General features: G+C 45.0%; 24 protein-coding genes and 1 tRNA gene. 18 read left to right on the top strand and 7 right to left on the bottom strand.

Annotated features, from left to right (window positions below; all coding sequences use genetic code 11):
* Window positions 1-9: 9 nt before the first annotated feature.
* From BN3261_RS10530 to atpC, 14 genes are all read left to right on the top strand, one after another.
* Window positions 10-477 carry a metallophosphoesterase family protein gene (locus BN3261_RS10530; protein ID WP_044962278.1) on the top strand — a complete coding sequence of 156 codons (468 nt, stop codon included), beginning with the start codon at window positions 10-12 and terminating at the stop codon, window positions 475-477.
* A gap of 272 nt (window positions 478-749) precedes the next feature.
* Window positions 750-1,112, top strand: a complete 363-nt coding sequence (locus BN3261_RS10525; RefSeq protein ID WP_015525571.1) for a CidA/LrgA family protein — start codon at window positions 750-752, stop codon at window positions 1,110-1,112.
* A complete protein-coding gene (locus tag BN3261_RS10520; protein WP_021652807.1) occupies window positions 1,109-1,801 on the top strand; it encodes an LrgB family protein in 693 nt (230 codons plus the stop codon). The genes BN3261_RS10525 and BN3261_RS10520 overlap by 4 nt, the downstream gene beginning before the upstream one ends.
* A 495-nt stretch (window positions 1,802-2,296) precedes the next feature.
* Window positions 2,297-2,551 carry a hypothetical protein gene (locus BN3261_RS10515; protein WP_059086214.1) on the top strand — a complete coding sequence of 85 codons (255 nt, stop codon included), beginning with the start codon at window positions 2,297-2,299 and terminating at the stop codon, window positions 2,549-2,551.
* Between the two features lie 18 nt (window positions 2,552-2,569).
* Window positions 2,570-3,556 carry a helix-turn-helix transcriptional regulator gene (locus tag BN3261_RS10510; RefSeq protein WP_015525576.1) on the top strand — a complete coding sequence of 329 codons (987 nt, stop codon included), beginning with the start codon at window positions 2,570-2,572 and terminating at the stop codon, window positions 3,554-3,556.
* 276 nt (window positions 3,557-3,832) lie between these two features.
* Window positions 3,833-4,813 carry a biotin--[acetyl-CoA-carboxylase] ligase gene (locus BN3261_RS10505; protein WP_015525577.1) on the top strand — a complete coding sequence of 327 codons (981 nt, stop codon included), beginning with the start codon at window positions 3,833-3,835 and terminating at the stop codon, window positions 4,811-4,813.
* 191 nt (window positions 4,814-5,004) lie between these two features.
* Window positions 5,005-5,670 (top strand): F0F1 ATP synthase subunit A, encoded by a 666-nt coding sequence (locus BN3261_RS10500; RefSeq protein WP_084449196.1) that lies wholly within the window; start codon window positions 5,005-5,007, stop codon window positions 5,668-5,670.
* Between the two features lie 63 nt (window positions 5,671-5,733).
* Complete coding sequence (gene atpE / locus BN3261_RS10495; RefSeq protein WP_021652814.1) at window positions 5,734-5,952, top strand: ATP synthase F0 subunit C; 219 nt, start codon at window positions 5,734-5,736, stop codon at window positions 5,950-5,952.
* 50 nt (window positions 5,953-6,002) lie between these two features.
* The gene (gene atpF, locus BN3261_RS10490; protein ID WP_022427145.1) at window positions 6,003-6,503 is read left to right on the top strand and encodes a F0F1 ATP synthase subunit B; all 501 of its coding nucleotides are present in this window, start codon (window positions 6,003-6,005) and stop codon (window positions 6,501-6,503) included.
* Window positions 6,484-6,987 (top strand): ATP synthase F1 subunit delta, encoded by a 504-nt coding sequence (atpH, locus tag BN3261_RS10485; protein WP_015525579.1) that lies wholly within the window; start codon window positions 6,484-6,486, stop codon window positions 6,985-6,987. Before atpF ends, atpH begins: the two co-directional genes overlap by 20 nt.
* 7 nt (window positions 6,988-6,994) lie before the next feature.
* The gene (gene atpA / locus BN3261_RS10480; protein WP_021652816.1) at window positions 6,995-8,503 is read left to right on the top strand and encodes a F0F1 ATP synthase subunit alpha; all 1,509 of its coding nucleotides are present in this window, start codon (window positions 6,995-6,997) and stop codon (window positions 8,501-8,503) included.
* Between the two features lie 8 nt (window positions 8,504-8,511).
* On the top strand, window positions 8,512-9,402 hold the full coding sequence (gene atpG / locus BN3261_RS10475) for an ATP synthase F1 subunit gamma (RefSeq protein ID WP_022427144.1): 891 nt from the start codon (window positions 8,512-8,514) through the stop codon (window positions 9,400-9,402).
* A gap of 5 nt (window positions 9,403-9,407) precedes the next feature.
* Window positions 9,408-10,805, top strand: coding sequence for a F0F1 ATP synthase subunit beta (gene atpD, locus BN3261_RS10470; protein ID WP_059086213.1), 1,398 nt, complete (start codon window positions 9,408-9,410; stop codon window positions 10,803-10,805).
* A gap of 9 nt (window positions 10,806-10,814) precedes the next feature.
* A complete protein-coding gene (gene atpC, locus BN3261_RS10465; protein ID WP_015525582.1) occupies window positions 10,815-11,222 on the top strand; it encodes an ATP synthase F1 subunit epsilon in 408 nt (135 codons plus the stop codon).
* A 60-nt stretch (window positions 11,223-11,282) separates the two neighbouring features.
* Here the strand turns inward: atpC and BN3261_RS10460 are convergent, their stop codons facing one another.
* From BN3261_RS10460 to BN3261_RS10450, 3 genes are read right to left on the bottom strand one after another with little or no spacing between them, the layout of a single operon-like run.
* Window positions 11,283-11,963 carry a hypothetical protein gene (locus BN3261_RS10460; RefSeq protein WP_015525583.1) on the bottom strand — a complete coding sequence of 227 codons (681 nt, stop codon included), beginning with the start codon at window positions 11,961-11,963 and terminating at the stop codon, window positions 11,283-11,285.
* Window positions 11,964-11,967: 4 nt separating this feature from the next.
* Window positions 11,968-12,462, bottom strand: a complete 495-nt coding sequence (locus tag BN3261_RS10455) for an anti-sigma factor (RefSeq protein WP_022427141.1) — start codon at window positions 12,460-12,462, stop codon at window positions 11,968-11,970.
* A complete protein-coding gene (locus BN3261_RS10450; RefSeq protein WP_059086212.1) occupies window positions 12,463-12,996 on the bottom strand; it encodes an RNA polymerase sigma factor in 534 nt (177 codons plus the stop codon).
* Between the two features lie 141 nt (window positions 12,997-13,137).
* On the opposite strand from BN3261_RS10450, the gene BN3261_RS10445 reads away from it, so the two are divergent.
* Window positions 13,138-14,298 carry an alanyl-tRNA editing protein gene (locus BN3261_RS10445; RefSeq protein WP_110102750.1) on the top strand — a complete coding sequence of 387 codons (1,161 nt, stop codon included), beginning with the start codon at window positions 13,138-13,140 and terminating at the stop codon, window positions 14,296-14,298.
* A gap of 5 nt (window positions 14,299-14,303) precedes the next feature.
* Window positions 14,304-15,194, top strand: coding sequence for an amidohydrolase family protein (locus BN3261_RS10440; protein ID WP_015525587.1), 891 nt, complete (start codon window positions 14,304-14,306; stop codon window positions 15,192-15,194).
* On the opposite strand, the gene BN3261_RS10435 is transcribed toward BN3261_RS10440, so the two are convergent.
* The 4 genes from BN3261_RS10435 to BN3261_RS10420 all read right to left on the bottom strand — a co-directional run bounded on the left by BN3261_RS10435 (window position 15,164) and on the right by BN3261_RS10420 (window position 18,077).
* Window positions 15,164-16,327 (bottom strand): hypothetical protein, encoded by a 1,164-nt coding sequence (locus BN3261_RS10435; protein ID WP_015525588.1) that lies wholly within the window; start codon window positions 16,325-16,327, stop codon window positions 15,164-15,166. The two genes, BN3261_RS10440 and BN3261_RS10435, sit on opposite strands and share 31 nt — an antisense overlap.
* A 26-nt stretch (window positions 16,328-16,353) precedes the next feature.
* A complete protein-coding gene (locus BN3261_RS10430; RefSeq protein WP_059086211.1) occupies window positions 16,354-16,554 on the bottom strand; it encodes a hypothetical protein in 201 nt (66 codons plus the stop codon).
* A gap of 127 nt (window positions 16,555-16,681) precedes the next feature.
* Complete coding sequence (locus BN3261_RS10425) at window positions 16,682-17,446, bottom strand: GNAT family N-acetyltransferase (protein WP_015525590.1); 765 nt, start codon at window positions 17,444-17,446, stop codon at window positions 16,682-16,684.
* A gap of 4 nt (window positions 17,447-17,450) precedes the next feature.
* A complete protein-coding gene (locus tag BN3261_RS10420; protein WP_015525591.1) occupies window positions 17,451-18,077 on the bottom strand; it encodes an SGNH/GDSL hydrolase family protein in 627 nt (208 codons plus the stop codon).
* 271 nt (window positions 18,078-18,348) lie between these two features.
* On the opposite strand from BN3261_RS10420, the gene BN3261_RS10415 reads away from it, so the two are divergent.
* Together BN3261_RS10415 and nagA are read left to right on the top strand one after the other, a co-directional pair.
* Window positions 18,349-18,420, top strand: a tRNA-Glu gene (locus BN3261_RS10415).
* Window positions 18,421-18,499: 79 nt separating this feature from the next.
* Window positions 18,500-19,654 (top strand): N-acetylglucosamine-6-phosphate deacetylase, encoded by a 1,155-nt coding sequence (gene nagA, locus BN3261_RS10410; protein ID WP_015525592.1) that lies wholly within the window; start codon window positions 18,500-18,502, stop codon window positions 19,652-19,654.
* Window positions 19,655-19,750 lie beyond the last annotated feature (96 nt).

The following is a 19,750-nucleotide window of genomic DNA, read 5'->3' as shown; positions in this document are numbered from 1 at the left end:
ATAGAGATCATGAAAGAAAAAATCGGCATCATATCAGACACTCACGGCCTTCTGCGGCCGGAGGTACTGGAAATCTTAAAAGACTGCAAATACATTCTTCATGCCGGAGATGTCAATAAAGACGAGATCCTGGATGTACTGCGTTCCATGGGAAATCTCTATGTGGTCCGTGGAAATAATGATAAAGACTGGGCGGAAAATCTCCGCACCAGTCTAAGCTTTACCATTGGCGGCGTGAAATTTTTTATGGTCCATAACAAAAAAGACGCTGCGTGGGAGCTGGGGGACACACAGGTGGTCATTTTCGGACATACTCACAAATATTTTGAGAAGATGATCGATGGCAGACTGTGGCTGAATCCGGGAAGCTGTGGAAGAAGCCGCTTTGGCGGAGAGGTTACCATGGCGGTGATGACTGTGGAGGATGGCAAATATCAGGTGGAAAAAATCATTTTGGCGGAAAATTTCAGGAAATAATCATAACCCTGTTTATAGATCCTTTTATGCAGATCCGTTTCTGTAGATTACTGGAATACGCTGATGCATAAAAGGATTTTTTGTATTTTATTGGATACAATCCTTGTAATTTTGGATTTGTAGCGTATAATTAAAAAACGTTTAAAACAAAAGTGGTCTTACCACTTTTGAAAAATTCGTTTGAGCGCAGAATTTGAACGCAGCTGCGTTCATGAGTATGCAGTAAAGCAAAATGTGAATATGCGCTTTACATGAATCAGGAGGGATGCAACATGAAGCATGTGCAGCAGTTCAGCATCATCCTGTTGATTTCCGTCATTGGAGAATTACTGAAAACTTTTCTTCCACTTCCGGTACCGGCCAGTGTCTATGGATTGATCATTATGCTGGTGGCTTTGCTCACAGGTATTCTGAAGCTGGATCAGGTCAAAGGTGCGGCAGATTTTCTGGTTGAGATCATGCCGGTGATGTTTGTGCCGGCTGGTGCGGGACTGATCACAGCCTGGAGTACTCTGAAACCGATCTGTGTACCGGTTCTCATCATGACGTTTATCAGCACGGTGATCGTAATGGTCGTAACAGGAAAAGTAACACAGGGAGTGATCCGTATGGGAAAGAGAGGAACTGAAAAATGATGGAATTCATAAAAAACTCCGCATTTTTCGGAGCAATGATAAGTCTGATCGCCTATGAGATCGGTCTGATCCTGAAAAAGAAGTTTAAAATGGCAATCTTTAATCCGCTTTTGATCTCGATCATCTGTGTTATCGGTGTTCTTTTGATCTTCCATATTGATTATGATGATTACAATGAAGGTGGAAAATATATCAGCTATCTGCTGACCCCGGCAACAGTCTGTCTGGCAGTGCCCCTTTATGAGCAGATCCATCTGCTGAAAAAAAATCTCAAGGCAGTGGTTGCCGGGATCTTTTCCGGAACGCTGGCCGGGCTTTGCAGCATTCTGCTTATGGCGAAATTGTTTGGCTTTGATCATCAGGAATATGTCACCATGCTTCCGAAGTCTATCACAACTGCTATCGGAATGGGTGTTTCCGAGGAGCTTGGCGGTATCGTGACCATCACCGTTGCCGTGATCATCATCACAGGAGTTCTGGGAAATATGATTGCAGAGGTTGTCTACAAGATCGCAAAGATCGAGGAGCCGATCGCAAGAGGCCTTGGACTTGGAACATCTGCCCATGCCATCGGAACTGCCAAAGCCATGGAGCTTGGCCCGGTAGAAGGAGCTATGAGCAGCCTTGCCATTGCCGTAGCCGGATTGCTTACGGTTGTAGGAGCGTCTGTGTTTGCGGGAATGATGTAAAAGCAGATATCATAGGATTTCAAATGCCCTTTCAAAGTGTCACATTTTACAAGTCTGTCGTTTACGGCAGGCTTTTTTTGTTGTTCGTTGGTAATATCCCGCGGAGCGTGTTACTGAGAACGGAGTGAACAGCAACGCTTTTTTCCAATGCGTCGTAAAACCCCTTGCTTCAGCTATGGGGATATAAGACGCGTCCATCGAATTTATATTCTGACCTGTAAGTGGGGACTGGCTGACAGTGGTGTGCTAAAATAAATAGCGATTGCGGATAAAAAAAGAATGCTGTTTGTCGGAGTGACCGGCAGGCAGCATTCTTTTTTGTGGATATTAAAGACGAACATATTTTTGTATAAAATAAACAAATGTTCGAAAAAACCATATTTGTACCGTTTTATTGGACTAAAAATGAGCTATAATGCAAACATACAGAAAATATGTTTGGAAAATATGTTCGATAAATCGTGAGACGAACATAGGACAGGGAGGATGGATCTTATGTGGAATACAGAGAGCAGCAGGAAGGCAGTATTGGCAGAAGGAAGATATGTGGAAGCTGAGAACGGACATTGCGGCAGACAGAAGCTTTCCTCAGGAATGGCAATGGTACTGGGCGCACTTCTTACAATGGAGATCATGCTTGGCGGGGCGATGCTGTTTAATTTTGATTTCCGCGGAGCAGATATCGTTGCTGTTGTATTGTCATTCATGGTATTATATTTTGCAGTGGTAGCATCACTGACAGACAAGTAGCAGAACGGAGGAGAAAGGATGCCAAGGGTCTTTAACCAGAAGATTAAAATTTTATATCTGATGCGCATTTTTCTGGAGCAGACGGACGAAGAGCATCCGATGTCTGTGAAGGAGCTGATCGCCTATCTGAATAGTCTGGGGATCAGTGCAGAGCGTAAGACTGTCTATGATGATATTGAAACCCTGCGGAATTTTGGAATGGATATCCTGAACCGGCGGGAGCACCCGGCCGGTTTTTATCTTGCCAGTCGGGAATTTGAGCTTCCGGAGCTGAGACTTCTGGTGGATGCAGTACAGTCCTCCAGATGTATCACCAATGGGAAATCCCGACAGCTGATCAGGAAGCTGGAGAGCCTTGCCAGTGTTTATGAGTCCAGACAGCTGCGGCGACAGGGATTTGCAGAGAACCGTATCCGGACTATAAACGAGAATGTGTATTACAGTATTGATATGATCCAGCGTGCATTAACTGAGGACAGGCAGATTTCTTTTCAATATTGTGAATGGACTGTGGAGAAGAAGCTGCGTCCGGAGAATGAGGGAGAACGATATTCGGTCAGTCCCTGGGGACTTGTATGGCAGAATGAGGAATATTATCTGATCACTTACGACGAGAAGTGTGGAAGGGTTAAGCAGTATCAGGTAGATAAGCTCCAGCAGATCCGTATAGAGAAGGAGGTGCGACGCGGCAGAGAATTTTTTGAGAATTATGATATAGGGGAGCTGACATCCAGGACCTTCGGGATGTTTGGCGGCAGAGAAGTAACCATATGTCTGGAAGCACATAACCGCTTGGTCGGGGTGGTGCTGGATCGGTTTGGCAGAGATATTATGATACACAGGAAGGATCCTGAACATTTCAAAACACTGGTTCGTGTAAATATCAGTGACCAGTTCTTTGGCTGGATAGCCAGTCTTGGCCCGGATGCGGTGATCGCGTCACCGGATGAGGTTCGCGATAAGTACCGGGAATTTCTTGAGAAAAGTCTTTCTAATTACAAATGATAAATATATGATAAAGAAAATCTGTATATAATAAAGATTCAGGAAAATTCGCTCCTGAGTCTGCAGGTTTTCAACAGAAATAATATATAAAAAAATAAATGAAAACAGACAAAAATGAGAAAAATCATATAATAGCTGCATCTGAAATATAAAAATAATATAGATAGCATATATAAAAAAGATAATAGACATCGCGATGCTTAAGTGCTATAATGCTTTCGACTCTTAGGAGGGAATAAATTTTGCCATTTCAGGCAGATTACGGACGGTGAAGATATGACTGTAAAAGCAAGAATGCTGAAGCTTCTGGAGCAGCACGAGAATGAACTGATATCCGGAGAGGCGGCAGCAGCAGAACTAAACTGCACACGGGCAGCCATCTGGAAAGCTGTGAAATCCCTTCGTGAAGAGGGATATACCATAGAAGCTGGACCAAACAAAGGCTATGTGCTTCGAGGAGGCAGCCGTTTATCGGAAGAAGGAATACGGCTTTACCTCGATCATCCGGATGTCCCTGTAAAAATATACAGAGAACTGGATTCTACAAACCGGGCAGCCAAGGAGGCTGCATTTTCAGGAGAAGCAGGTCATGGTGCACTGATACTGGCGCGCAGACAGAAAAGCGGAAGAGGCCGAAGAGGCCGAAGTTTTTATTCTCCTGAAAATGCAGGACTTTATATGAGTATCGTTCTAAGACCTGACCGAACTCTGAAGGAAGGACTCCTGATCACTACAGCGGCGGCAACTGCAGTGTGCCGTGCAGTGAAGAAAATCTGCGGGATCGACCTTGGGATCAAATGGGTCAATGATCTGTATTTTCATAATAAGAAAGTGTGTGGGATACTGACAGAGGCTGTTACAGACTTTGAAAGCGGGAACATTGAGTTTGCAGTTGTAGGAATTGGTTTGAATCTGTATATGCCGGAAGATGGGTTTCCTGAAGATATACAGGAAACGGCTGGAGCATTATTTGAAAACAGGAATGACGCAGAGCATATAAACTGCAGTATTCTTGTGGCGGAGATCGTCAATCAGCTTCTCATGGAAGTGGAGACTCCGGGACTTTCCAGAGAATATACAGAAAATAATATCATTCCTGGAAACATGATCGTGATCACAGACGGACAGTGTACAAGGGAAGCTTATGCAGAATCCATAGCACCAGATGGAAGGCTTCTTGTGAGAGAACAGGATGGTTCAGAAACCCTGCTTTCTTATGGAGAAGTATCTGTACGCAGGAAGTCGGATCAAGGTTAATTGAAATGAATTGTATATTTTGTATAAAAAACAGATTCTTTTTTGTGCAAAACAGGCAAAAATAATATTGACATTCTGGAAATGCGGAGTAAAATAAAGTCAACTACAAGGCGTGGTCATACCAATTATAAAAAGATACGATCAGCGCCAAGAGAAAAGGAGGGAGAAAAACGGGAGATTTATCAAGTACACTGGCAGAAGAACTAAACAGTAAGACAGCCTTTACCATTCCGGCGTTTGGTGGAATACCAATTGCAGAATGCGTGGTAGTCACATGGGTCATCATGGCGGTTCTTGTGATTCTGTCTCTGATCTTAGTTCGGAATCTCAGTGTGGAAAATCCGGGTAAGAAGCAGCTGCTTCTGGAGACCGGGGTAAGTTTTCTTCAGGATTTCTTCATGGGTATCCTTGGAGAAGAAGGCAAACAGTATGTGCCTTATTTGATGTCAACCGTAATTTACATCGGAATAGCCAATATCGCAGGCGTATTTGGTTTTACACCACCAACGAAGGACATGAATGTTACCATTGCGCTGGCGCTGATGAGCATTATTCTGATCGAGTATGCAGGCTTTCATAAAAGGGGACTGAAGGGTTTCCTGAAAAGCTTTGCGGAGCCGGTTCCGATCATGCTTCCGATCAACATTCTGGAAATAGCGATCAGACCTACATCTCTCTGCATGCGGTTGTTCGGTAATGTTCTGGGAAGCTTCGTAGTTATGAAGCTGCTGGAGTTTGTTTGTCCGGCCATTCTTCCCATACCATTCAGCCTGTATTTTGATTTCTTCGACGGATTCATACAGGCGTATGTATTTGTATTCTTAACATCCTTGTTCATTAAGGAAGCAATTGAGTAGTGAAGCGGAAGATCCGCTTGATCTAAAAATGAAAAAAATTGTATTTTACAGGAGGAAAAAACTATGTTAATCGCAATTGGTGCAGCTATCGCAGTTCTTACAGGTATTGGAGCAGGTATTGGTATCGGTCTTGCAACATCTAAAGCAGTAGAAGCTATCGCAAGACAGCCAGAGGCAGAGAGCAAGATCAGTAAAGCACTTCTTCTTGGATGTGCTCTTGCAGAGGCAACAGCTATTTACGGTTTCGTAATCGGTCTTCTGATCATCATCATGCTTGGCTAATAGGTAAAGACGAGATACTAATTCAGGATTAAGAGAGGCAGGTGGACCAGGTGATTAAAATTGATATCAACCTTGTCTTTACTATTATAAACCTGATCGTTCTTTATCTTTTAATGAAGAAGTTCCTTTTCGGCCCGATCATTGGTGTTATGGAGAAGAGAAAAGCTATGATCGATGAGCAGTTTGCTTCAGCAGAGAAGACAACTACTGAAGCAAACCAGCTGAAAGGACAGTATGAGGATGCACTGAAATCTGCGAAGGAGGAATCCTTCAGTATTGTAGAGCAGGCTAAGGACGAGGCAAAAGTACAGGCAGACAGCATCGTGAAGAGAGCTAATGATCAGGCTGGTCAGATTCTTGAGAAAGCAAGAAGAGATATCAGCACTGAGCAGGAAGCTGCTATGAAAGCGATGGAAGGCAAAGTGGCTGAGCTGGCAATGGATGCAGCATCCAGAATCATGGGAAAAAAGAACGACGAAGCACAGGATATGTCCCTATATGACCAGTTTTTAGAAGGAGCAGGTGATCCTCATGACAGAGACGTCCATTAATTATGCAAAAGCATTATACGGTCTTTCTGTCCCGGGGGAGGCAATCTGCGAAACAGGAAGGATTTTTAAGAATACACCTGAGATAGGTAAGATGCTTGAAAATCCACTTGTTTCCCTCAAAGAAAAAGAACAGGTAATAGAGCGGGTTTTTCCGCAGGAAATGAAGAGTTTTCTTAAAGTAACGTGTAAGTATCAGAAGATTGACAGAATCGGAGAGATCCTTGAAGCTTATGATGCTTACAGCCGGGAACAGAAAGGAATTCTCAAGGCAGAGCTTCTTTATGTAACACGTCCTGCCGAAGAGCAGGAAAATAAGATGAAGGAGTTTCTCCGTAGCCAGTTTTCTGCCAGAGAAGTGGAACTTACCCTTACAGAGGATAAAAGCCTTGTAGGTGGATTTGTTCTCAGGGCAGGAGATCGTGAGTACGACTGGAGCCTCATCGGACGTTATAAGAAACTGAAACAGAAATTAACCCGGAGGTGAAATTGAATTGGGTGCAATAAATCCAGATGAAATCATTTCGATTCTCAAGGAAGAAATAAAGAACTATGACGAAATCAGCAAGGACCAGGAAGTAGGCACTGTCATCTCCGTGGGAGATGGTATCGCAACTGTTTATGGCATCGATCATGCCATGTACGGTGAGGTCGTGACCTTCGAGAATGGTCTGAAAGGTATGGTACAGGATGTCCGTGCCAACAGCATGGGATGTATTCTTTTCGGAAAGGATACAGGAATCAAGGAAGGCACCAAGGTTGCCAGAACTGGCAAGCAGGCAGGTATTCCGGTAGGGGATAAATTTATCGGAAGAATCGTGAACGCACTTGGTGAGCCTATTGATGGAAAGGGAGAGATCCAGGCAGAGGAATATCGCCCGATCGAGAACCCGGCTCCTGGAATCATCGACCGTAAGTCTGTAACTGTACCTCTGGAAACAGGAATCCTTTCCATTGATTCCATGTTCCCGATCGGCCGTGGACAGCGAGAGCTGATCATCGGCGACAGACAGACAGGTAAAACATCCATCGCAACCGATACGATCATCAACCAGAAAGGTAAGGATGTGATCTGTATCTATGTTGCCATTGGACAGAAAGCTTCTACCGTTGCAAAGGTAGTTTCCAATCTTGAAAAATACGGTGCAATGGAGTATACAACCGTATTCTCCGCAACAGCCAGCGACTGTGCACCGCTTCAGTATATTGCTCCTTATGCTGGTACTGCTCTTGCAGAGTATTTCATGTATCAGGGTAAAGACGTACTGATCGTATATGATGATCTTTCCAAGCATGCAGTGGCATATCGTGCATTGTCACTTCTGCTTGAGCGTTCTCCGGGACGTGAGGCATATCCTGGTGACGTATTCTATCTTCATTCCAGACTTCTGGAGCGTTCCAGCCGTCTGAGTGAAGAGGCAGGCGGCGGATCCATTACGGCACTTCCGATCATCGAGACACAGGCCGGTGATGTATCTGCATACATTCCTACAAACGTAATTTCCATCACAGATGGTCAGATCTTCCTGGAAAGTGATCTGTTCTTCTCAGGTATGCGTCCGGCAGTCAATGTTGGTCTTTCCGTATCCCGTGTTGGTGGTGCTGCACAGACCAAGGCTATGAAGAAAGCTTCCGGTAGTGTACGTATCGACCTGGCACAGTACAGAGAGATGGAAGTGTTCACCCAGTTCAGTTCAGATCTGGATGAGGCTACAACTGCACAGCTGAAATACGGAAGCTGTCTGATGGAGCTTCTGAAACAGCCGCTCTGCAGCCCGTTAAGTCTTCATCAGCAGGTAATTACTCTCTGCGTTGCGACTCACAAGCTGATGGTAGATGTAGAAAAGAAAGAGATCAAGAAATATCAGAAGGATCTTCTGGAGTACTTTGATAATGTATATCCTGAGATCGGCAAAGAGATCGAGACTACAAAGCAGCTCTCTGATGAGCTTGTAGAGAAAATCGTAAAGGCGGCAGAAGAATTCAGAGATAAGAGCAGGTAGGTGTTGATATGGCAAATGCAAAAGAAATACAGACTCGTATGAAAAGCATTCAGGACACCATGAAGATCACCAATGCGATGTACATGATTTCTTCTTCCAAGATGCAGAAGGCCAAGAAGATCCTGCAGGACACGGAACCATATTTCTATAATATGCAGGCTGCCATTGCCAGGATCCTCCGTCATATGCCGGACATCCAGCATCCTTTCTTCAGTGAGCGTCATCTTGTTCCGAAGGATGAAAGAAAGGTAGGTACCATTGTCATTACAGGTGATAAAGGTATGGCTGGTGCATACAATCATAATGTACAGAAAATGACAGAAGATTTCATGGAAGAGGTACCGGGACATCACAAGCTGTATGTCCTTGGTATGGTAGGGCGTCAGTATTTCGGCAAGAGAGATGTGGATATGGACGGCGGTTTTCATTATACCGTGCAGAAGCCGACTATGCACAGAGCACGCCTTATCACGGAAGAGATCGTACGGGCATTTCTTGAAAGAGAGCTGGATGAAATTCACATTGTCTATACACAGATGCTGAATGCGATGGCAATGGAAAATGTGAATATGCAGCTTTTACCGCTGAAAAAGGCTGATTTTAAGGTGGGTCAGATCCCGGCAGATATTTATCAGGAGGAGATCGTGTTATCTCCGTCTGCAGATGTGCTTCTGGATACTATGATCCCCAACTACCTTACAGGTGTGATCTATGGATGTCTTGTAGAGGCATATGCCAGTGAGAACAGTGCGAGAATGACAGCAATGCAGTCCTCTACAGATAGTGCGAAGGCGATGCTGAAGGATCTTTCCATTCAGTATAATCGTGCACGTCAGGCTGCGATCACCCAGGAGATCACTGAGGTTATCAGCGGTGCTAAAGCACAAAAAAGGAAGTGATGACTATGAATAAAGGTAAGATCGTACAGGTTATGGGACCTGTTGTAGACGTTGTTTTTGAAGACGGACAGCTTCCGGATATCAAGGATGCCCTTGAAGTCGAGAACAACGGTAAGAGATGCGTTATGGAGGTGTCCCAGCACCTTGGAAATAATATCGTACGCTGCATCATGCTGGGAGCCAGCGAGGGCCTGCAGCGAGACAGAGAAGTAACAGCTACCGGAAGCGGTATCAAGGTTCCGGTTGGAGATAAAACACTTGGTCGTCTGTTCAACGTTCTTGGAGATACCGTAGATGGCGGTGATTCTCTGGACGGTGAAGAGCATTGGGGCATCCATCGTGATCCGCCTTCATTTGAGGAGCAGAAACCGGCAGTTGAGATCCTGGAAACAGGTATCAAGGTTATCGATCTTCTTGCTCCATATGCAAAAGGTGGTAAGATCGGTCTGTTCGGTGGTGCCGGTGTTGGTAAGACAGTCCTTATCCAGGAGCTGATCCAGAATATCGCTACCGAGCATGGTGGATATTCTATTTTCACCGGTGTCGGTGAGCGTTCCCGTGAGGGTAATGACCTTTGGACAGAGATGAAGGAATCCGGTGTTCTTGAAAAGACAGCCTTAGTGTTCGGACAGATGAACGAGCCGCCTGGAGCACGTATGCGTGTTGCTGAGACAGGACTTACCATGGCAGAGTATTTCCGTGATCAGGAGCACAGAGATGTACTTCTTTTCATTGATAATATCTTCCGTTTTGTACAGGCAGGATCTGAGGTTTCCGCTCTGCTTGGACGTATGCCGTCCGCAGTAGGATATCAGCCTACACTGGCAACTGAGATGGGTGAGCTTCAGGAGAGGATCGCATCTACCAAGGAAGGTTCTGTTACATCTGTACAGGCAGTATATGTACCGGCCGATGACTTAACTGACCCGGCTCCGGCAACAACATTTGCCCATCTGGATGCAACAACCGTTCTTTCCCGTAAGATCGTTGAGCAGGGTATTTATCCGGCCGTAGATCCGCTTGAGTCTACTTCCCGTATCCTGGAGGCAGATATTGTTGGTGAGGAACATTACGAGGTTGCACGTAGAGTACAGGAGATCCTTCAGAAATATAAAGAACTTCAGGACATCATTGCTATTCTTGGTATGGAGGAGCTCTCAGAGGAAGATAAGCAGACAGTATTCCGTGCAAGAAAGATCCAGAAGTTCCTTTCCCAGCCGTTCCATGTAGCTGAGAACTTCACCGGTATCAAAGGTAAATATGTACCTCTGAAAGAGACGATCCGCGGATTTAAGGCGATCATTGACGGCGAGATGGATGATTATCCGGAGAACGCATTCTTTAATGTTGGAACCATTGATGATGTAATTGCAAAAGCAAAAGCCGAGGAGAACCGGCAGTAAGGAGCAGCTATGAGTGAGACATTTGGCCTGGAAATATATGCCAGCAATAAACTGGCTTATGCAGGACGTGCTCAGAAGCTTATTATCCCGGCAGTGGATGGTGAGCAGGGATTTCTTGCCCATCATGCGAATGTTGTAGCTGCCATCATTCCCGGTGAGATGCGTTTTGAGGATGCTGACGGTAATGAGTATGTGTTTGCTGTGAGCAGCGGATTTGTTGAGATGATCAATAACCGTGCCAAGCTGTTCTGCCTCAGCGTAGAGAGTCCGGACGAGATTGATATCCGCCGTGCTCAGGAAGCAAAGGAACGTGCAGAAGAGCAGCTTCGTCAGAAACAGAGCATCCAGGAGTATCATATGAACCAGATGGCACTTGCGAGAGCGATGACACGTCTTAAGGTAACACATAAGCAGTAAATTTAAATCATATAAAAAGATCCATTGTCAGGAAACTGACAGTGGATCTTTTTTTCTCTGTTATTTTGTGGATGAATTAGAATCGGTATTTTCCGGATCAGAAATGGAAGAAGCTTCAGATGCTGTATCTTTGTCGGAGTTATCAGAAGTATGAACAGGCTTTTCTGTCAGCTGCTGATATGGACGATAGGGTTCCCAGTAATGCTCTTCTTTTGTTTCGGTTTCCTGTTTCAGTTTCTTTTTCTGCTGAGTAAGAAGATAAATACCTGCAGCAATGATACCTGCAGCAATGATGATCTGCGGAAGGCTGTTGCAGATATTGTATACATAGTCGACCATATTAGTCGGTACAATGAAGTACAAAAGACTTGTGAAACGACTCCACAGGATGCAGATACCAAACAGGATCAGGATCCATGCAGCTGCACTTTGATGCTTTTGTAAGAATTTTCCCATATCACCGGAAAGCTGATCCATGTGAAGAATGTAATTATCCTCTACAGAGTAGAATTCTTCTTCTGACAGGGATTTCAGATTATGGACATTAAAAAAACTATAGAACCATATCACCGGGAGAAACATGGCCAGCCATCCAAGACCGGTTATGGATGCCAGTGCGATCGATCCCCAGAACAGTAGCATAATGCTAAGTCCCTGTTTTTTAAATCCCATGTACATTTCCCCGGCACCGGGGATCAGGGAAAAGATAAATACCCAGAAACCATGTTTTTGTTTTTTCATAAATTTACTTGCCTCCGTTTATAATTTTATTCGTAAGATCGTTCAGATTATTACTGATCTTCTGAGAATGTTCACTGAGCTGGGAACCTACCTGCATGGAAAGCTGGTTTAGGCCGGAACCAATGTCAAGGGATGAAGAAATCTTAACTTTTGTTTCCGGTGAAGGATGAAGAGCCGTAAAATCTGTCTGAGATACAGAAAAAAGCATGATCAGCGCAACACCCATGCCTACGGCAGTCCGTAAGCCTGCACAGAGAAGCTTCATCCAATAAGCAGTTTCATGTATTTTTCTGGAAGCCTGAACTTCCGGAGAAGCTGCTTTTTTCAGAATTTCATCCTGCAGATAGGATGGAGCATACTCAGAAGCGGCATCCTCATTCTGAAGAAGTTCATCCAGACAGAAGTCACATTGCTCCATATGCTCCAGAAAATGGATCATTTCATCCGTATTCATGGTTCCGTCCTGGAATTTCTGTAATTCATCCTGTGGTATGTGCATCTAATCACTCCTTTCCAGCAGTGCTTTCAGCATAGATCTGGACCGGTAGATCTGCGTCTGGACTGTTTTGATATTTTTATTCTGCGCTTTTGCAATTTCTGCGGCGGTTTTTTCTTCGCAGAAATGCTCAAGGGCAACCTCCCTGTAGGGGCTTTTCAGCGCTACACATAAATGCCGGATCCGATCCTTGAAATCTTTGTCCAGAAATGCCTCCTCCGGGGAAAACTCTTTATCATGGAGCTGTTCAAAATAGGTGTCCTCTGTGGGAATGGTACGTCTGCCGGCTGCTTTCAGATGATCCAGACATTTTCTGACTGCGATCTTGCTGAGCCAGGCTTTTTCGTAGGTGCCATCAAAACGGGAGAGATTTTTGTAGGCGGAAAGAAAAACATCCTGTGTCAGATCCTCGGCGTCAAAGGGATTGCCCACCGATTTCAGACAAATGGAAAATATTAAGTTTTGGTATGTATGTATCAGATATTCCAGATATTCTTCCCGTGTAATGCAATCAGCTCCCTTCTCTTCCCGCTTCATTTATTATAACGCGGAATCTGAAGGAAAGCCTTCAGCTTTTATAGAAAAATATGTAAATCATTGGATAAATGCCGCTTTTATATAGCGGGGAGAGAAAATTTGGTCTATACTATAAGTCGTCAAAGCAGAGATGCAGAAAGGATGAGACAAATGACAGAGACGAAACGTTTATATTATGAAGATGTATATAAAAAAGAATTTACAGCCAAAGTCCTGGAGTGCAGAGAAGCAAAAAAAGGTTTTCATATCATTCTGGATGAGAGCGCTTTTTACCCGGAGGGCGGTGGACAGCCAAGCGATACCGGATATCTCAACGATGTGAAAGTAAAGGAAGTGCATGAAAAGGAGGGAGAACTTCTTCATTATACAGATCAGCCGATGGAAGTCGGAACAGAAGTACAGGGACGCATCGATTGGGCAAGAAGATTTGATCTGATGCAGCAGCATTCCGGTGAGCATATGGTGAGCGGACTGATCCACGAGGCTTACGGATACGATAATGTAGGCTTTCATATGGGAAGCGATACCATTACCATAGATCTGAATGGCCCGTTGGATGAGGCGCAGCTTGCTGAGATCGAGCGGAAAACAAACCAAAAGATATGGGAAGATACGCAGATAAAGATCATATATCCTACAGCGGAGGAACTGGAAAAAATCGACTACCGAAGCAAAAAAGAGCTCACCGGTCAGGTGCGGATCGTAGAATTTCCAGGGGTGGATATCTGTGCATGCTGCGGAACTCATGTGACACATACCGGAGAGATCGGAATGGTGAAACTTCTTTCCGTGGAAAAATTTCGTGAAGGTGTCCGTATTGAGATGATCTGCGGAAAACGTGTGCTGGATTATCTGAACATGGTCAATGACCAGAACCACCAGATTTCTGTAAAGCTTTCCGCAAAAATGGATAAGACTGCGCAGGCAGTGGAACGCCTTCAGGAAGAGAATTTCCGACTGAAAGGACAGGTTGGGCAGCTGGTAGACGACATGTGCCGGAAAGAGGCAGAGCGTTATGCAGGAAGCGGAAGCGTTCTCATCTTTATGGATGGAATGGATGCAGACAGTGTGCGGAAGCTTGCAGACGCCGTGACACAGACCTGCCAGGGCTGCTGTGCGGTATTTTCCGGAAATGCAGACGGAAGCTACAAGTATGCAATGGGCGAAAAAGACGGCGATCTCCGTCAGTTTACAAAAGAGATGAATGCGAAATTAAACGGACGCGGAGGTGGAAAGCCGTTCTTTGTACAGGGGTCGGTGCAGGCATCTGAGAAAGAGATCCGAAACTTTTTTGAGCAGTGATGAAAATGTTTGGGGAATGTCATGCACATATATTTCTCAATGGCTATGATTACCGGAAAGCCGTTGAGACACAGAAAAACGGGCCCCGGGATGCACTGATCCGTGCTCATTTTGAGGAATACCGGAAAAGAGGAATCCGTTTTGTGAGAGACGGAGGAGATCATTACGGTGTGTCAAAACGGGCTGCCAGACTGGCCCCTGAATATGAAATTGACTATCGCACACCGGTTTTTGCCATTTATAAAGAGGGGCATTACGGGAAGATCGTTGGAAAAAGCTTTTCAGACATGAAGGAATATCACAGAAGAGTTCTGGAAGCTGCCGCTGAAGGTGCGGATTTTATCAAGATCATGACTACAGGGCTTCTGGATTTTGCAGATCACGGGAAAATTACGGGAACGCCGCTTTCAGCAACGGATGTGAAAGAAATGGTACATATTGCTCATGAAGAGGGATTTGCCGTGATGAGCCATACAAATGGATGCTATGGCGTACAAGCAGCAGTGGAGGCTGGTGTTGACAGTATTGAGCATGGGAACTATATGGATGATGAGACGATTTCCATGCTGGCAGACAGCGAAAGCGTGTGGGTTCCGACACTTGTAACTGTGCGGAATCTTAAAGGCTGCGGCAGATTTGAAGATACGATTCTTGCATCTATTATAAAGACAGGCGAGCAGAATCTGAAGAAAGCTTTTGAAAAGAAGGTTCATGTGGCAGTAGGAAGCGATGCCGGTGCATATCAGGTTCTTCACGGCCAGGGTGTACAGGATGAAAGCAGAGCTTTTTTTGATATACTGGGTGATACGCAGGCAGTACGAAGCTGGATGGAAGATGGAGAAAAAAGGATCCGTACCATCTTCCGTCACGGGTCTTCGAATTTAATACAGGTATAAATATTGGAGGTGCGTGATTTCGCAGGGTTGAAAGTAACCCGGAGATCGGCACCTTCTTCCATTCCGCTTGAGGAAAGGTCCGGAACGTTTTCACGGCTGCAGAGGATCTTTACGCCGTCGTATGTCTGGAGCAGCACGGTATTGGCGGTTGTGCCCAGGATCGTGCCGGTTACAGTAGAAGTAATGTTGCGTACTGAAAGTATGTCCGGATCCTCCCCGGTGATTCCACGGATCTTCATGCCGCTGGTGGATTCACCATTAAATTTACCGGTATAGATAATGTTTACATAAGATCCCGGAGCCATTCCTCCTTTGAAATATACAGGAACCGAGGAAAGTGAAACAGTCAGTTCCGATCCTGTGGTCTGCGGAATGACAGTCATTGTGCCGGTGCTGACATTTACGATCTTTGCACGGAGATGCTGTTCTTTTTTCTTCGGTTCAGGGGAAGGCGTAGGAGTTGCTGCAGGTACTTTCAGTGGATCCGTATCGGAGACACTGATCACTTTTGTGAAACTGCCGTCATACTGTTTGTCATCCACGAGTGTTTCGTTGATGAATTTACCGCGAAAATGGACATAGACCCACTTGCCGGCCTTGATGCCTTTTTTGTAGTATTGTCTGACACCGGTGACAGGGAAGGTTACGGTATTTCCCTTTTCTGTAACTATCACAAGGGCATTGGATGTGAGTGATTTCACTTTGCCCTTTAAAGTGCGGTCCTCCAGAGGAGTTTCATTATGATATTTGTCGGTTATTTTGATGGGGGAAATGGTGCTGATATCCGTTCCGGAAAGCTGTCCCTGGTAGATCACACTGACCTGATCACTGGATACAACGCCGTATTTGCATTCAAGCCTTGTCTGGGAAACATCAAATACATAGGTTTCTCCATTGCTGGAAATCGTCAGGTGTGTACCGTCAAAATCCAGCAGTGTGCCGGTAAGCTCATCTATATAAACACGTTCTTCCGTGGAAGGCTCCTGATCTTCCTGTTCTGTGGAATCTGAAGCAGTAACGTCTGAAATTTTATCCTGAAGAGAAATAATATGATCATCGATCTGATCATTGCTGCAGCCTCCCGCAAAAAGGGAAAGGCCGAGAATCATACATGCAGCAGACAGTTTTTTCATTTGTGTCCTCCGACCCGGGATAACGGTCAGTCCTGTTTATCTGTAAGATCATGGGTTTCCGACGCCGGTATAAAGTCAAAGATCTGGCGGAAAGAATCCCATTGCTCACGGCTGTCGATTCCATGGTTGATCAGACCCGTGCATTCAGTACAGGCATTGGTATCCAGATAATTATTGTAATAAATATGATAGGGATTTTGGGTGTTTTTTTCCTGCGGATCGTTCATCGGATCAGTCTCCTTATTGATTGATAAGGATCAGTATATGAAGGCAGGAAAGATTTTATACATATTAAGGGTATTATAGCAAAAAGATTTTTTGATTTCTACAGGGATTTACGGAAAATCCATGCATTTACTGAAAACGTGTTCCTACAGGCTGAACACGGAACCAGTAGGTATAGGAATACTGAAATCCAAGAGAGCTGTAAAGCTTTTCTGCGGAAGTATTGTTTTTTACCACCTGAAGATAAGCGTGGCTGGCGCCTCTTTTTTTGCCCTCATTGAGAAGACCGGTACAGATCTGACGGGCATATCCTCTGCGGCGATAATCTTCACGTACATGAATGGCATAGATACCGATGTAGTCGCGATCCAGGATTCCAAGACCTGTGGCAATGATCTCGCCGTTTTTTGTTATGGAAGCGCAGACAGTTTCCTTAAGAATGGCACGGTACATGGAAGGAACGACGCTTCGATGGATCGGATTTGTAGTTCTTTTCAAGTCAAAAAGGCTGTGGATCCAGAAATCAGGAATTTCATTGGAAAAAAGCACATCGGTGACAGACGCATCCAGAACGGCATTGTCTAGGTCTACAGTCATAACATTTGTTATGTGCTGAACGGAATAGCCCCTGTTTTCCAGCATATAGTCAAAATCCGGGGATACAAGGGGGCTGATCTTAAAGATCGCAGGAGTTCCCAGACGCTTATAGACCTGTTCGCAGTAGGGGATTTTTTCGCGCCATGGAAGTGTGGAGGTTCCGAACTGTTCCACACTGTTGGTCCTGTGCGTATAGAAATAAGAAAAACGTAAGATCCATCCGTCATAAAGTTCCATTTTATGGGAAGGCCATGCGTTCAGTGACATATCTTCGATTTTTTTGATCGTTGTTTCCATAGTATTACCTTTCTGATATGATCAATTTATAAAGTTTATCTGCCAGGATCTGATGCCCCTGTGGTGTGAGATGGATACCGTCAGAAGTTATTGATGCAGGCCCGGATCGTGCAGCTTCCTGATCCAGATCGTTCTGCAGCGGGAGAAAAACGGCGCCATGATCCTGACTGATCTTTTTAATATGTACGGACATCTGTGAAAGAAGGGGAGCCCAGGAAGCGTAGCAGCGTGGCCATGGAAAAACAAAGGGTTCCAGGAAATAGAGCGTTCGTTTCCGGGAGTTTGTGCAGGATAGCTTTTTTGCAAGGAGCTCATAACGGGTGACAAATTTGTTCATCAGATCCTGCTGTTGTGCAGATGAACGGCGGGTGTTCATCATGATCCCCACATCATTGATCCCGATCAGGACGGTAACAATATCCGGATCAGAGCTTTCCAGCCAGAAATCTGTGTTCTGAAGAAGCCGTTCCAGGGTGAAACCATCAATACCTCTGTTTTCAATGGAAAATCGGTGATCTGTGTTATGAAGCAGACAGGAGAGCTGCTTCACATATCCTTTTCCAAGAGGATCTGCGGAGAAAAGCCGTCCGCAATCTGTGATACTGTCTCCGAGACACAAAATGCGAGTCATCCAATTCCTTCTTTCTGTTATACCGGGCGGATCATTATCCGCAGTCGATTATTTTCGTATTGGTGCTTTGATAGTAGCACTTACACCAGCAGTGGTCAAGCGTACGAAATACCGGAAAATGGGTAAAAAACGAATAAACGTGAAAAACATGAAAATTTTTTAAAAAAATTAAAAAAAGTACTTGCATTTTGAAAGAAAGTGTTATATACTAACGAAGTCGGTTGAGGGAAACAACAAAAAACGAAATCAAACGACAGAAACAAAAGAATATGGCCAGTTGGTCAAGGGGCTAAGACGCCGCCCTCTCACGGCGGAAACACGGGTTCGATTCCCGTACTGGCTATTAACTGAAAGCAATCAGAACATGTTTCTGGTTGCTTTTTTGTTTATGATCACAAATGGGGATTTTGGGAGGTTTTACTATGATCATTGATAATGTGTATGTTTTTACACCGGACAAAGCATTTGTAAAAGGCGGGATTATCCTGGATGGGGATAAGATCCGACAGGTTTATGAAGAAAAGGATGCGCCGCAGCTTAACGGGGATGTTCTGGACGGAAAAGGCTGCTACGCCATTCCGGGACTGATCGATCTGCATTTTCATGGATGCAAGGGAGATGATTTCTGCGACGGAGACAAGGCTGCGATCGGAAGGATCGCGGAATATGAGGCATCGGTAGGAGTTACAGCGATCGCGCCGGCTACTATGACTTTACCGGTAGAGGAACTGGAGCAGATCCTCCATACAGCAGCAGAATATAAAAAAGAAACAAAGGACTGCCGTAAGGCGGATTTTCTGGGGATCAATATGGAAGGGCCTTTTATCAGCCCGGCGAAAAAAGGGGCACAGGACGCGAGGAATATCCTGCCATGTAATGTGGAAATCTGTGACCGTTTTTTAAAGGCCTCGGAAGGTCTGGTAAAATTTATAGGGATTGCACCTGAAGAAAGTGAGCATGCAGCAGAATTTATCCGAGAAGTTCATGAAAGGGTCAATGTTTCTCTGGCACATACCAATGCAGATTACGATACAGCAATGGAAGCATGCAGAGCAGGGGCAAACCATGCAGTCCATCTGTATAACGCAATGCCTACGTTTACGCATCGTGCACCAGGTGTCGTAGGTGCTGTTTTTGATAGTAAGGATGTTATGGCAGAGATCATCTGTGACGGGATCCATATCCATCCGTCTGTTGTTCGAGCTACCTTTCAGATGATGGGAGCTGACAGGATGATCCTGATCAGCGACAGTATGAGAGCTACCGGTATGCCGGACGGTCAGTATACACTGGGCGGACTGGATGTTAAGGTTGTGGGAAGACTTGCCACGCTGGTATCTGACGGTGCGATCGCAGGATCTGCCACAAATCTGATGGACTGTATGCGTACAGTTGTTAAAAAGATGGAGCTTCCGCTGGAAACAGCCGTGGCCTGCGCGACCATAAATCCGGCCAGAAGCCTTGGTGTGGAAGAACAGTACGGATCTCTGGAAGCAGGTAAAAAAGCTCATGTGGTACTGCTGGATCAGGATCTGGAACTGAAAGCAGTGATCAAGGACGGAGTAAAGATTCGATAGGATCATAGAAGATAAAACGATAAAAAATAAAAAGAATTTCAGGAGCAGATGACAGCAAAATTCGTGTCAGAATTTGTCGAACGAAAATGCTGGACA

It is taken from the genome of Blautia massiliensis (ex Durand et al. 2017) (genome assembly GCF_001487165.1).
Taxonomy (GTDB): Bacteria; Bacillota; Clostridia; order Lachnospirales; family Lachnospiraceae; genus Blautia_A; species Blautia_A fusiformis.
The sequence above is the reverse complement of the archived record's forward strand: the minus strand, read 5'-3'. Positions and strand labels throughout refer to the sequence as shown.

Bases quoted from the DNA above. Each gene is read 5' to 3' on its own strand.
- BN3261_RS10510 (WP_015525576.1), top strand. From the start codon at position 2,570: ATGCCAAGGGTCTTTAACCAGAAGATTAAAATTTTATATCTGATGCGC.
- atpE (WP_021652814.1), top strand. From the start codon at position 5,734: ATGTTAATCGCAATTGGTGCAGCTATCGCAGTTCTTACAGGTATTGGA.
- BN3261_RS10530 (WP_044962278.1), top strand. From the start codon at position 10: ATGAAAGAAAAAATCGGCATCATATCAGACACTCACGGCCTTCTGCGG.
- BN3261_RS10445 (WP_110102750.1), top strand. From the start codon at position 13,138: ATGAGACAAATGACAGAGACGAAACGTTTATATTATGAAGATGTATAT.
- atpG (WP_022427144.1), top strand. From the start codon at position 8,512: ATGGCAAATGCAAAAGAAATACAGACTCGTATGAAAAGCATTCAGGAC.
- BN3261_RS10515 (WP_059086214.1), top strand. From the start codon at position 2,297: ATGTGGAATACAGAGAGCAGCAGGAAGGCAGTATTGGCAGAAGGAAGA.
- BN3261_RS10520 (WP_021652807.1), top strand. From the start codon at position 1,109: ATGATGGAATTCATAAAAAACTCCGCATTTTTCGGAGCAATGATAAGT.
- BN3261_RS10450 (WP_059086212.1), bottom strand. From the start codon at position 12,996: ATGAAGCGGGAAGAGAAGGGAGCTGATTGCATTACACGGGAAGAATAT.
- BN3261_RS10505 (WP_015525577.1), top strand. From the start codon at position 3,833: ATGACTGTAAAAGCAAGAATGCTGAAGCTTCTGGAGCAGCACGAGAAT.
- BN3261_RS10525 (WP_015525571.1), top strand. From the start codon at position 750: ATGAAGCATGTGCAGCAGTTCAGCATCATCCTGTTGATTTCCGTCATT.
- BN3261_RS10430 (WP_059086211.1), bottom strand. From the start codon at position 16,554: ATGAACGATCCGCAGGAAAAAAACACCCAAAATCCCTATCATATTTAT.
- nagA (WP_015525592.1), top strand. From the start codon at position 18,500: ATGATCATTGATAATGTGTATGTTTTTACACCGGACAAAGCATTTGTA.
- atpC (WP_015525582.1), top strand. From the start codon at position 10,815: ATGAGTGAGACATTTGGCCTGGAAATATATGCCAGCAATAAACTGGCT.
- atpH (WP_015525579.1), top strand. From the start codon at position 6,484: ATGACAGAGACGTCCATTAATTATGCAAAAGCATTATACGGTCTTTCT.
- BN3261_RS10420 (WP_015525591.1), bottom strand. From the start codon at position 18,077: ATGACTCGCATTTTGTGTCTCGGAGACAGTATCACAGATTGCGGACGG.
- BN3261_RS10425 (WP_015525590.1), bottom strand. From the start codon at position 17,446: ATGGAAACAACGATCAAAAAAATCGAAGATATGTCACTGAACGCATGG.
- BN3261_RS10460 (WP_015525583.1), bottom strand. From the start codon at position 11,963: ATGAAAAAACAAAAACATGGTTTCTGGGTATTTATCTTTTCCCTGATC.
- BN3261_RS10455 (WP_022427141.1), bottom strand. From the start codon at position 12,462: ATGCACATACCACAGGATGAATTACAGAAATTCCAGGACGGAACCATG.
- atpD (WP_059086213.1), top strand. From the start codon at position 9,408: ATGAATAAAGGTAAGATCGTACAGGTTATGGGACCTGTTGTAGACGTT.
- BN3261_RS10440 (WP_015525587.1), top strand. From the start codon at position 14,304: ATGTTTGGGGAATGTCATGCACATATATTTCTCAATGGCTATGATTAC.
- BN3261_RS10435 (WP_015525588.1), bottom strand. From the start codon at position 16,327: ATGAAAAAACTGTCTGCTGCATGTATGATTCTCGGCCTTTCCCTTTTT.